The organism is Bacillus sp. PDNC022 (assembly GCF_016919285.1).
Classification (GTDB): Bacteria; Bacillota; Bacilli; order Bacillales; family Bacillaceae; genus Bacillus; species Bacillus safensis.
Genome location: NZ_CP070345.1, coordinates 3,154,328 through 3,166,474, shown reverse-complemented (window position 1 = coordinate 3,166,474; position 12,147 = coordinate 3,154,328). Strand labels below are relative to the sequence as shown.

General features: G+C 42.3%; 14 protein-coding genes. 6 read left to right on the top strand and 8 right to left on the bottom strand.

Annotated features, from left to right (window positions below; genetic code table 11):
* Positions 1-162: 162 nt before the first annotated feature.
* The 3 genes from JVX94_RS16150 to JVX94_RS16140 all read left to right on the top strand — a co-directional run bounded on the left by JVX94_RS16150 (position 163) and on the right by JVX94_RS16140 (position 2,311).
* Entirely contained in the window at positions 163-828 is a 666-nt protein-coding gene (locus JVX94_RS16150; protein ID WP_238409580.1) for a YIP1 family protein, read from the top strand.
* Positions 829-1,021: 193 nt separating this feature from the next.
* On the top strand, positions 1,022-1,564 hold the full coding sequence (gene gerQ, locus JVX94_RS16145) for a spore coat protein GerQ (protein WP_095409838.1): 543 nt from the start codon (positions 1,022-1,024) through the stop codon (positions 1,562-1,564).
* Between the two features lie 129 nt (positions 1,565-1,693).
* Positions 1,694-2,311, top strand: coding sequence for a cupin domain-containing protein (locus JVX94_RS16140; RefSeq protein WP_095409839.1), 618 nt, complete (start codon positions 1,694-1,696; stop codon positions 2,309-2,311).
* Positions 2,312-2,351: 40 nt separating this feature from the next.
* On the opposite strand, the gene JVX94_RS16135 is transcribed toward JVX94_RS16140, so the two are convergent.
* From JVX94_RS16135 to JVX94_RS16125, 3 genes are all read right to left on the bottom strand, one after another.
* Positions 2,352-2,723 carry a DUF423 domain-containing protein gene (locus JVX94_RS16135; protein WP_144483926.1) on the bottom strand — a complete coding sequence of 124 codons (372 nt, stop codon included), beginning with the start codon at positions 2,721-2,723 and terminating at the stop codon, positions 2,352-2,354.
* Between the two features lie 70 nt (positions 2,724-2,793).
* Positions 2,794-4,101, bottom strand: coding sequence for a purine/pyrimidine permease (locus tag JVX94_RS16130; protein ID WP_041115438.1), 1,308 nt, complete (start codon positions 4,099-4,101; stop codon positions 2,794-2,796).
* 33 nt (positions 4,102-4,134) lie between these two features.
* Positions 4,135-4,467 (bottom strand): YwdI family protein, encoded by a 333-nt coding sequence (locus JVX94_RS16125; RefSeq protein ID WP_039182322.1) that lies wholly within the window; start codon positions 4,465-4,467, stop codon positions 4,135-4,137.
* 170 nt (positions 4,468-4,637) lie between these two features.
* Here JVX94_RS16125 and JVX94_RS16120 point away from each other — a divergent pair, with 170 nt between their 5' ends.
* Positions 4,638-5,996: an aldehyde dehydrogenase gene (locus JVX94_RS16120; protein ID WP_095409841.1), complete on the top strand. Its 1,359-nt coding sequence runs from the start codon at positions 4,638-4,640 to the stop codon at positions 5,994-5,996.
* 33 nt (positions 5,997-6,029) lie between these two features.
* Here JVX94_RS16120 and JVX94_RS16115 read toward each other — a convergent pair whose 3' ends face one another.
* Complete coding sequence (locus JVX94_RS16115; RefSeq protein ID WP_095409842.1) at positions 6,030-6,710, bottom strand: uracil-DNA glycosylase; 681 nt, start codon at positions 6,708-6,710, stop codon at positions 6,030-6,032.
* Positions 6,707-7,534: a glycosyltransferase family 2 protein gene (locus JVX94_RS16110; RefSeq protein ID WP_205183789.1), complete on the bottom strand. Its 828-nt coding sequence runs from the start codon at positions 7,532-7,534 to the stop codon at positions 6,707-6,709. The genes JVX94_RS16115 and JVX94_RS16110 overlap by 4 nt, the downstream gene beginning before the upstream one ends.
* A 128-nt stretch (positions 7,535-7,662) precedes the next feature.
* Here JVX94_RS16110 and JVX94_RS16105 point away from each other — a divergent pair, with 128 nt between their 5' ends.
* A complete protein-coding gene (locus tag JVX94_RS16105) occupies positions 7,663-7,977 on the top strand; it encodes a YflT domain-containing protein (protein WP_205183786.1) in 315 nt (104 codons plus the stop codon).
* Between the two features lie 125 nt (positions 7,978-8,102).
* Positions 8,103-8,912, top strand: a complete 810-nt coding sequence (locus tag JVX94_RS16100; RefSeq protein ID WP_024426411.1) for a bifunctional hydroxymethylpyrimidine kinase/phosphomethylpyrimidine kinase — start codon at positions 8,103-8,105, stop codon at positions 8,910-8,912.
* 54 nt (positions 8,913-8,966) lie between these two features.
* Here the strand turns inward: JVX94_RS16100 and JVX94_RS16095 are convergent, their stop codons facing one another.
* From JVX94_RS16095 to JVX94_RS16085, 3 genes are all read right to left on the bottom strand, one after another.
* A complete protein-coding gene (locus tag JVX94_RS16095) occupies positions 8,967-10,040 on the bottom strand; it encodes a chitobiase/beta-hexosaminidase C-terminal domain-containing protein (RefSeq protein WP_205183783.1) in 1,074 nt (357 codons plus the stop codon).
* 155 nt (positions 10,041-10,195) lie between these two features.
* A complete protein-coding gene (locus tag JVX94_RS16090; RefSeq protein WP_095409847.1) occupies positions 10,196-10,450 on the bottom strand; it encodes a hypothetical protein in 255 nt (84 codons plus the stop codon).
* A 218-nt stretch (positions 10,451-10,668) separates the two neighbouring features.
* Positions 10,669-12,009 (bottom strand): MFS transporter, encoded by a 1,341-nt coding sequence (locus JVX94_RS16085; protein WP_203128997.1) that lies wholly within the window; start codon positions 12,007-12,009, stop codon positions 10,669-10,671.
* Positions 12,010-12,147: the final 138 nt, after the last annotated feature.

The window sequence follows — 12,147 nt, the reverse complement described above, 5'->3', positions numbered from 1 at the left end:
AAACTATGTTTATCATATGTGTCTCCTCTTAAAGAGACTGTAGAGTGACCTATTTTTTATAAAATTGTATTTTTTTATTGATCTAGCTTTGAAAAATGCGAACTTTTTGGTAATATAAGTAATCATTTGTGTGTATTAAAGGAGTAAAGAACATTGGAAGCTATGAAGAATGATCACTCCCAAGAAGAGGAAGTAAAAGGATTTTTTCGATTTTTTAAAATTTTCGTCGCGACAAAAACGATTATTCGCTCATATCGACATTCCAATATTCCAATTTGGCTGATGATGCTCCTTGCAAGTATCGCCGGTACGGGCTGGATCTATGAAGGGTATTTTAGCGAGTATATGGGCAATCATATTCCATTCCCTTTTATTCTGTTACAAGGAGCGGGATATGGTATTTTGGCAGGCAATATGATTCTATTTTTCGGCGTCCTCCTGATCAAATGGTTAGGCCGTCTCTTTTTCGGCTGTCAAACGGCGTATCGGGATATACTCAAAGCCTGCACACTGACGGTCTTTTTCCCTTCTGCTTTATTTTCACTTACTTGGATTTTCACAGTTGGGATGCTCGGTCCGTATACGTTTGTTAAAATCTCACCATATTTAGATCAGCATTATGAAGTATGGTATTATCTCGATCTTTTAACTCTTACGGATGTATATGCAAAGACGTGGATATTTGGAATGGCTGTTTTAGGCATTGTCGCTGTGATGAAGCTCAGATTATGGCAAGCCTTCATCATTGTGATCACACCGCCTGCCGCGTTTTTTCTCATCGTGACACTTTTATTTGATGTTCAGCACGCTGTAAACTGGATCATGTAAATAGAACGAGTACCGATAGAATGTGAAGCTTTGTCTGCACACTGAGGAATTGCATAGCAGTTCCTTTTTTTCGTTCAATGTACATATTCTCCCCTCCTGTCTCATAGTGTGAAAGAGAGAAAGAATGCTATGGAAACAACAGGTGCTTTAGCGCCTTCTGTTTAGAACACCATGAGGAAAGAGGAGGAACGTTATGAAATTGAAAAATCAATTTGGGCAAGGTTCGGGTTTCGAAGGTCAAGATTTTCGCCAGCAACAATTTGGAGCAAATCCGTATCCTGCGCAGCAGATGGGTTATTCAGTCCCTCCCCAAACGCAGGGTCAAATGCAAGGACAAATGCAGCAGGGGTTTTCGCCAATGCCGTCTACCGGTACTTCACAAGGAGGCCAAGGAACACCGGGCGGCGGTCAGCCATATCAAATTCCTTCTGGACCGGTTTATCAGCAGAATGTCACCGGACAGCTGCCTATTGAGCAGTCCTATATTGAAAATATTTTACGATTGAACCGCGGCAAGGTAGCCACGATTTATATGACGTTTGAGGCGAGTAAAGAATGGAATTCGAAGATTTTTAGAGGCGTTATTGAAGCTGCAGGACGTGACCACATTATCATTAGTGATAATAAGACAGGAACACGATACTTACTATTAACGATCTATCTTGATTACATTACGTTTGATGGAGAAATTCAATATGATTATCCATATTCGATGTCAACATATTCTCCGAGATAACGTCAAGCATGGCAAAAGCAAGGCTCAGATGCCCTTGCTTTTTTCTTTTGTCTAGGTTTTTGTCACACCTCTGGGGCGCTGCTCATAAGATGCCTAGTAGTTTTTATCAAAAGCCTAGAGGTGACATCAATGACTGTTGAGCTGGATTATACATCACCAAATGTCAAATTTTCATACGATCTAAATCAAAGCCCCCTTGTGAAATACGATCAGCATAACCTGATTAATGTGTTAGGAAAAAAACAATTAAACTCGTTGGATCGAGTGTCCCTGCTGGATATATATTTGAGTAAAAGCAAAGTCGTAGAGCCTCATTATCATCAAAATGCCGCAGAGCTTGTTTATTGTATAGCCGGTTCTGCTGCCGTATCAATACTGAATCCATTTACAAAAAAACTGCATACCTACACCATCACACCTGGACAGGTAGCAAACGTGCCTCAAGGCTGGTGGCACTATGAAGTCGCTCTTCAAGACAGAACTCATTTGTTAGCCATTTTTAACGCATCTACACCTGAAGTGATCCTAGGCTCAGACCTTCTCACCCTCACCCCTTCTCACATCATGGCCCATACTTATTGCATGAACGAAACACAGTGGAAGCAGGCGATAAAGCCGGTGAAACCAAGCGTGTTTATCGGACCATTTTGCCACCGGGAAGAAGAGGCTCAAACGCATCCTGTCCCTCCATCTCACTACGTCCCTTATTATCAAGCACCGCCCAACTATACCCCTTACTGGAGTTAAGAAAAAAACCGATGCCCCTATGAGAGCATCGGTTTTTGGCTTATAAATTTTTTGCTGCTGCTATGACCAGCATGATCCAAGAGGCAATAAACGCCACTCCGCCAATGGGGGTAATGGCACCTAGAATCTTCACCTGAGTCAATGCCAGCACATAAAGGCTTCCTGAGAAGAAAAGGATGCCTGCAAGCATCACCCAGCCAGCGGTTGGAACTAGGGAAACACCTGATAGCTTATCTGCAAGAAAGGCGACAATAAATAGTCCTATCGCATGGAACATCTGATATTGAACACCTTTATTCCATATTTCTATATATTTTTCAGGGATTTTCCCTTCCAGACCGTGCGCACCGAAGGCTCCGAGCCCAACAGCTAGCAACGCATTAATCGCACCTAAAATGAAAAATAGTTTCATTCGTCATTCTCCTTATCTCATCAATTATGTTTATCATAGCGCGGGTGAAGGGCGACATTCAACTTTCCCATTACGTTGACACGAGATTGTCGGATTTCTTTTTCTTTCGTAACAAGACTTGATCGACCACGATCGCAATGAGTGTGCCTAGAACAAGACCGTTGCTTAATAATGAAATGAGCACAGGATGCATGCCTTTCAAGGCCCCCTGAGGCACAAACATCGCCCCTACGCCTGCTAAAACAGCAATCCCAAGGACAAAGCGAATCCGCGGGACTTCTTCTTTCTCATACTGATCAAACTCCGACATCGCAATCCCAATCATAGAAGAGAAGACCACAAAGTTTACAGCCAGCCCCACAGGTGATGGCAATGCAGAGAAAAAGCTCATGAGCAGCGGAAACAAACTAATGAGAACAATAAGCAGACTTCCTATGAAAAAAGGCTTTCTCGAAGGAATTTTGGTTGTCTGGATAAATCCTGCTGCCCCCGAAATAGGTACAGGCGCAATCGCACCGATGAGCCCGCTCAGTAAATGACCAAATGCGGCGACAAAACCAGCAGGGCGCGCTCTCTTCCGCTCACGCAGTTCACCAAATGCCTTCACTGAGCTTTCCACAATTCGAATACTTGCCAGCATGTTCACAATGAGTAAAATCGTTATAAAAAAGGACGTGACAAGCAATCCACTGTCAAAGACCGGCATGCCGAATGGAAACAGCTTCGGAAACTCGATGATTTGTTCTGGAATTCGAACCGGCTTCGCCAATCCGAGTAGAGCGAATAACAGCCATCCGCCTGCAAGTGCGAATAACACAGAAAACTGCCTCAAGTAATGCCATTTTGAGCGGCTGATCATGAAGGTGAGGATAATAATCAAGATCGATAAGCAAAAGACAAGCCCGTCCACCTGATTTCCCCGATAGCCGATGCCCATCAGCCCTTTCATGATTGGCTGACTTAGCTGCACAACAAGCAGCAGCAGGTAAATGCCTGTGACGACTGGCGTAAATAAAGACGCGAGCCAATTGATGATTTTAAATAAACTAAAAATAAAAAAGAAAACAGCACTAAAAATTAAAGCCCCTTGTAATGCTTGCAGGGTTTCAGGATACGTCGCAAAGATTGTACCTGTCATGCCGGCATAAAGGGTATACACACCCCACCAAAGCCCTGCTGGACTTTCATTGATCGGCAGCATATGGCCGCATAAACACTGCACCATTGCCACAAGACCAAGTGAAAAGAAAGTACTTTGAATTAACTCCGCCGATTGCACTTGGTTCAATTCAAATGCTTGTGCAATCGCAATTGGTACGGCAATAGAAGCTGCGATAAAAAATGCCATCCACTGAATGGCGCCCAAAAATAGTTTCAAACCGATCACCTTCCCTTTGTCGTGACAAGACCATTAAAAATCAAAAATAGAGTCGCCGTTCCCGTCCTTCTCTTTTTGACCCTCATCATTTTGCTGAAATTTCTTCGCACCACTTGTTCCCATTAGTTTCTCCAGCATGGCTTGATCTGTAGACACAGATGGTGCTGATGGTGTATGTATCGATGGAGGTGGTGAAATGACCGGCGACTGCGGCATTTGCACCTGTGATGGTGCATCGAGAATGACATCACATAGTGAAGAAATGGCCGCCACTTGACGTTTCACCTCTTCATCATTTCCACTTTGTTTTGCTTTTTGAACCGCTTCCTCCATTTTTTGAAGCAGGCTTGATATATGAATATTCAAGGGTAGACCCTCCAATCTAAAAAAATCTCTTTTCAACATTATTTTACCAAATGAACAAACCAAATGGGTTCATTTTTTCAAAGCAGTGCGCTCACGACTCTCTTATTTGACCCGTCATCTTCATTCACACATAATAAAAGAAACAAAATCGTCTATGAAAGGATTGAATAATGGACAAGCTCACTGCTCTATTTCAGAAACAAAAAGTCTTTCAGAAACCGGCGGTTCAAGAACGCATCCGCATTCTTCAAGACTTAAAAGCAGCAATCAAACAGCATGAAAAGGATATTTTACAGGCCTTAGCCCATGATTTACATAAATCCGAACAGGAAGCCTATACAACAGAGATTGGGATCGTGTATGAAGAAATCAATCATACCATCAAGCACCTTCACAAATGGGCGAAGCCAACACGCGTGAAAACACCGCTGACTCATATCGGATCAAAAAGCATGATCATCAAGGAACCTTATGGAAGTGTGCTCATCATTGCTCCTTGGAACTATCCTTTCCAATTGGCCCTTTCTCCATTAGTCGGTGCGATTTCTGCGGGAAATGCCGTGATTTTAAAACCGTCTGAGCTGACGCCGGCAGTCTCACAAGTGATCAGCACGATCATGAGACGTGTATTTCAAGAAGACCATGCGGCTGTCGTAGAGGGCGGTGTTGATGTCAGTACAGAGCTGCTGAAACTGCCCTTTGATTATATCTTCTTTACTGGAAGTGTGGCAGTTGGCAAAGTCGTCATGGAAGCCGCCGCAAAGCATTTGACCCCTGTCACACTTGAGCTTGGCGGAAAAAGTCCCAGCATCGTCATGCCTGATGCCGACATCAAGCTGGCAGCGAAGCGGATCACCTTTGGAAAATTCACCAATGCAGGGCAAACCTGCATTGCACCAGATTATTTGCTCGTTCATGAATCCATCAAAGAGGAACTTTTGCGAGAAATGACGGCCTGTATCCGTGACTTTTATGGTGAACATCCAGAAACACATCCGTACTTTGGAAAAAATGTCAGCCAGCGTCATTTTGACAGGCTTACACAATTTCTATCAAATGGAACGATCGTCACAGGTGGACAGCGCAATGAACAGGAGCTCAAAATCGCTCCGACCATTTTAGACGACATCACATGGGAAGATCCCGTCATGCAGGAGGAAATTTTCGGACCGATTCTGCCTGTCATGACCTTTGATTCTCTGCATGAGGCAGTTCATATGATCAAAGCAAGGCCAAAGCCGCTTGCACTTTACTTATTTACGACAAGTAAAGAAACAGAATCCTATATTCTAGACAACCTCTCATTTGGCGGAGGATGTATCAATGACACGCTTATGCATGTCGCTACACCTTACCTGCCATTTGGAGGCGTCGGCGAAAGCGGCATGGGACGATATCACGGGAAGGACAGCTTCTTTACTTTTACGCATGAAAAAAGCGTCCTGCGCCAAACCAATCGCTTCGATCTTTCCTTCCGTTATCCAAATGCGAAAAACGGACTCGACTTGGTTCGTAAATTTTTAAAATAAACAGGACGAAGGGGCCCTCCCCTCGTCCTTTTTTCATTCGATATCCTTGATACACCAATTGATTTCTTCGGTTCCCATTTGCTTTAAATACGCGTTTACCTTTGAAAACGGACGGCTGCCAAAAAAGCCGTTTCTTGCAGAAAAAGGACTTGGATGAGGTGACTCAATGATGTAATGCTTGTTTTGATCAATGCGTTCTTTCTTGTTTTGAGCATGTCTTCCCCATAACACAAAAACGACGGGCTGCTCACGCTTATTCAGCACATCAATCACGCGGTCAGTCACTCGTTCCCAGCCCTTGCCTTTATGAGAATTCGCCTCGCCCCTTCTCACGGTCAGCACAGTGTTTAAGAGCAGCACACCCTGCTCTGCCCAGCTGACAAGTGAGCCGTGGTTTGGAACAGGACAGCCAAGATCATCCTGTAGCTCCTGAAAAATATTTCTCAAAGATGGCGGGTGTTTGACGCCCGGCTGAACAGAAAAGCTTAATCCATGTGCCTGCCCTGGGCCATGATAAGGGTCTTGTCCTAAAATCACCACTTTGACCTTTTCATATGATGTCAAATGAAGGGCACGATACACGTCATCTGGTTTTGGAAAAACGGTCTGCGTGCGATATTCTTCCTTCATCCATTCACGTAATTCCTGATAATATGGCTGTTCAAATTCACTTTTCATCACAGCCCACCAGCTATCATTTAAAAATGGCTTCATTGTGGTTTTCCTCCTTCTACTTGCTGCGCTAGTCTGGAAATCATCGGTTTTCCATCCCACACAATCTCACTCTCAGATTCTCTTTTTTTCATCGCTGGTTCTTCTAATAATATCGCAAAGTTTGCTGTCGGCAGGTCGCCCAGTTCATGCTTTTCACTTAAATCATCTAAGTAGTTCTTCCTTGTTTCGCCCAGATCACTAGACTGATTTCCACCGCCGTCAAAAAACGCATAGATCACGCTCGCAGCTGGCACTCGTTTGACTCGGGCATGCTGTGATACACGTAAAAAGAAGTCCCAGTCCCAATAATGATGCATCGCTGGATCAAAATAGCCAATCTCATCGTGTATACAGCGTTTGTACATACTGCCCGAAGGAACATATGTAGAAAAGACACGCATATCCTCAATATCCGCTGTATAAGCAAACAAACGTCTCGACAACGGGAAACGGGTCGCGCCTTTTTCTTCAAATGACACAATTTCTGCATCAGAAAAGACAAAATCGGCATCCACCAGCGCCTTACTCATGCGTTCGATATGACAAGGTGTGAAGTAATCATCGTCGTCACTCAACATGATGACGTCACCTGTCAGCTCTTGCACTCCCACATTTCTGGCATTCACATGCTGGACATTCTCATCTAAATGAATCAAGCGGATCGGAAGCTCAGGGTAAAGTTCCTGAATGATGTCGACTCGCTCTCCTGCATCATTGACGACGACAATTTCAAAAGGCTGTACGGTTTGTCTTGTAATGGATTCAAGTAGCTCGCACAGTGCGCTGAGCCGGTTATGTGTCACAATTAATAAGGAAATCTTCATATGCAGCTTACTCCTTTAATAGATTCGTCTTTTTCCATTAAAACATAAATTGACTTTCTTCTCATGATATAAAAGGCGGTTTGATTTGATGGGAAAATGGGAATTTTTGATGAAAAGGAGTGATGATGATGGAATATATCACGGTGGAAAATAGTAAAGAAGCAAAAAAGACCATTGACCACATTCATTCATCGGGATCATCAAAGGACGCTGTTTTTGTTTTTGCGTACGACCCAGAACGCTCTGATACCGTAACGGAGTATACAGACGCCAAAAGCATGACTGCGGTCGATCAAGGGATTTTGGATCAAGTCGCCAATGTCATTCGCACCCGGGATGATGAATTGATGGCAAAAATGATGTCAGCTGGCGCCGATCAAGAATTAGCCTTAACACTTTTAGATGAACTGAAAAAAGGGAAATTGGTGATTTGGAAAAGATAAGAAAAAGAGGCGTTCCGAAGAGAGGAACGCTTTTTTATGCCGTTTCATTGTGATAAATGGAAAAGCTGATTATAATAAGGGATAGAACAATAACTGTTACACATCACATTGGAGGTTCAGCAACTATGTCTATGAATAAAGCACTCACCATCGCAGGTTCGGATTCAAGCGGCGGTGCAGGTATCCAAGCAGATTTAAAAACGTTTCAAGAAAAAAACGTCTACGGGATGACAGCTTTAACCGTTGTCGTTGCAATGGACCCACATAATCATTGGGATCATCAGGTGTTTCCAATTGATACGGCGACGATTCGTGCGCAGCTCTCTACCATTGTAGAAGGCATTGGTGTAGATGCACTGAAAACGGGTATGCTTCCTACCGTAGACGTGATCGAGCTTGCAGCTGACACCATCAAAACATACGACCTTAAAAATGTCGTCATTGATCCTGTTATGGTTTGTAAGGGTGCAAACGAAGTCCTTTACCCAGAGCACGCGGAAGCACTGCGTGAAAAGCTCACGCCACTGGCAACCGTTATCACACCTAACCTTTTCGAAGCAGGTCAATTAAGCGGAATCGGCGAGATTAAAACGATCGAACAAATGGAAGAAGCAGCAAAACGCATTCACGAACTTGGTGCAAAGTATGTGGTCATCACTGGAGGCGGTAAGCTAAGCGAAGACAAAGCCATCGATTTGCTTTATGATGGACAAACCTTCGAACGCCTTGAAACAGATAAAATTGACACTGAATACACACACGGCGCAGGCTGCACATTCTCAGCAGCAGTCACAGCTGAACTAGCGAATGGATCAGACGTGAAAGAAGCCATCTATGCAGCAAAAGAATTCATTACGGCTGCCATCAAAGGCTCTTTCCAGCTAAACGAATATATCGGACCAACAAAGCATTCTGCTCATCGTTTTGACAAATAAAACAGAAAAAACCGATTCGCCTTGTTAGTAGGTGAATCGGTTTTTGTTTATCGATTATCGAAAGCTGCGTCTCTGTGCAAACAGCCAATCTGTTAAGCCTGGCGTCTCATAAGCAGGCGTCCATGATGCATGGTCATATCCATACTTGCTTGCGTATTCCGTATAAAGCGGCTGGCCGCCAGCTTTTTGAATAGCTTGAATTGTATTTCTCGCATAGCTGATAGGGATAATGGAATCATCTTCTGCATGAAATGCCCATATTGGCTTGTGTGCTAACATTCCTGCCTTGCTTGGATCTGCACCCCCCGCAATAGGAATCATCGCTGCAAACAAACGAGGATATGTGATGTTCAACTGGTACGTGCCAAATCCACCTTGTGATAAACCCGTCGCATAAATCCTTTTCTGATCAATCTGATAAGAAGTTAACACATGCTGAAGGACATCATAAGCTTTGTGTAAATCTGGTGAAAATTGAAACACGTTCGTCAGATCAATTTCATTTTGCGGATTTCTTGTTAATGCAAAGCCTCCATCGACAGCATTTCGCGCCTGAGGTGCAAGTACGTACGAAGGATGTTTCTTTTGGACTTCAGGGGAAGCCCATAAAGCTGCACCATCATTCGCAAGTAACTGCTTTTGATTGTCTGTTCCCCTCTCCCCGCCTCCATGTAAGAACAGAACTAGAGGATAGGCTTTACCCCTCTTACGGTTTTTTGGAATATACAGACGGTAAGGCATTCCTTTGTATTCGAAAGATAAAAAAGATGATGCAATGTCCTCTCGTGTGACAAAGCGATAATTGTACGTAGACGTGGAAAGACGGTGGTTTTTCTTGTAAACGCTTACTTTTAAAGTCGTATCAGTTTCTATATGAATGGGCTTTTTGTATAACTGACTTTGAGTAGTCGGCTGGCTGCCATCTGTTGTGTAATAAAGAGAAGCTTTTTGAACGTGAGAATGCAGAGCGACCTCTTGTGAACGATAATATTGACCAGATGGAACAGAAGCCGTTGATGCAACATACGACATGTGATTTCGGGCAGAAGAAACGGAAGGAAAAAGAAAACTCAAAGAAAATAGGACAATGATAAAGGTGATCAGGCATTTCTTGGTTGTATGGTTCATATTGTTCCTCCTGTACATGCTCAGATGAATTTTTATTTATTATTGATCATGACAATAGAAATGTCAACGCTTTCATTTAAATTTCTGAATAATCAGGCAGAATACAAAAAAGCGTACCCGCACGCAGGTACACTCTTTTATCCATACATGAATGCCTATTTTTGCTGTTCGGACTCTTTCGCCATTTTTCGAATAAAGGCTTCAATGGATTCAACAAATAAAGCGTATTCTTTCATTTGTTTATACGTATCTGACAGCTTCTCTTTCACTTCTTCCTGCTCTAAAGAAGGTTCACCGAGAATAGATTGAACTTGAATGAGCAATTCTTTATATTCTTCACGTTTATCTTCAACATGATCTGCCATTGTCTCCAAGCGTTTTCTAGTCGTCGGCTGCTGTTTTGAATTCAAGTAAACAACCCCTTTTTTTGTCCTACCGCATTTGGATAAACGTCAGCCTCAGCTGTATATATTTTAAAATGATACCATATTTCCACCTGCTATCATATATGTAAAACGTCATCAAACCGCTTTAGGCCAACCTTGTATATACACGCTATAGGCTTTAAGATACAGGCTGATCTCACTAGAAAAAAGCAGATCATTGATCTGCTCAGATTGTAGAGAAATTATTTTTCAAGCCGGATTTCCCCTATTTCCTTCTGACTCTTTAAGGCAGTTCTTTTTGGCTCAAATTTCATAGAGAATACTAAAATAAAAGCGATTATTAAAATAATACTTAAGAAAATCAAACCGGCTTGCATTTTTCCTGTATAATCTTTTAGCCATCCAACTGCATAAGGGCCAACAAACCCTCCTAGATTTCCAATTGAATTAATGACTGCAATTCCAACAGCTACTGTGGCTGGACTCAATATCATAGTTGGTAATGACCAAAAAGGACCTTTAAAACAATACATGGCTGCCAATGAAATGGTGATGAAAATCATTGCAATAAATGGATTGGCCACCATTCCTACACTGAGTAACGTTAAACCAGCTACGAGTAACGGTAAAGCTGTGTGTATACGTCTTTCACCAGTGCGATCTGAGCGTCTTGACCAGTAATTCATGACGATTGAAGCAATAATGTAAGGGATTGTAGCAATGAAGCCGATCTGGGTGTTTGATAAATAGCTAGATAATCCTTTAATAATTTGAGGCATCCAATAACCAACGCCCAGTGTACCTGCAGTATATACAAAGTAAATTAAGGAGAGGTACCACAGTTTAGGATCAGTCAAGGCCGTTTTATGACTAGAGGTTTGTTGGCCTTGCTTTTCTCTTAGCTCCTCGTCCTTTCTTAATTCTGACATCAACCAATTTTTTTCTTCAGCTGTTAACCACTTTGCTTGTTCTGGCCGGTCTGTTAAGTAGAAATATGTAACAAACCCTAAAATAACAGCAGGGGCGCCTTCGATAATAAACATCCAACGCCATCCAGGCACATTCATCCAATGAATATGATCAATAATTAAGGTAGAAACGGGAGCTCCTATAATATAAGAAACTGCGATTGCTGTCATAAACATCGCAATTGTACTTGCTCTTTCTTTAGCTCGGAACCAATAAGTAAGGTATAGTATAATGCCAGGAAATAGACCTGCTTCTGCTATTCCAAGAAGGAATCTAATGATATAGAGCTGGGTAGCATTCTGAGCAAACCCAGTTGCCATAGAAATAATTCCCCAAGTAAAGAGAATCCTAGTAATCCAAACCCTTGCCCCAAATTTTTGCATTAAAATATTACTTGGTACTTCAAAGAGAAAATAACCAATAAAAAAAATACCTGTCACAAGACCAAACATTTTACTTGTTAGTCCTAATGCTTCATTCATTTCCAATGCAGCATATCCCACATTTGCCCTGTCTAGATAAGAAATAATATAGAGTAAAAATAGTAACGGGATAATTCTTCGTGTCACCTTTCGAATCGTCATCTTTTCGAAATTCAATTGAGAATTTTCCATTCAAATTCCTCCTTTTAAAATAATAAAAAGAAATTTTGATAACGCTTACATTTAGAAAATAAAGAGATACTCTTACGGTTCTGTAAGATGTGTAAGAGTATCTCCATTTACTCTTCTGTTGTTTCCTCAAGATAGCGA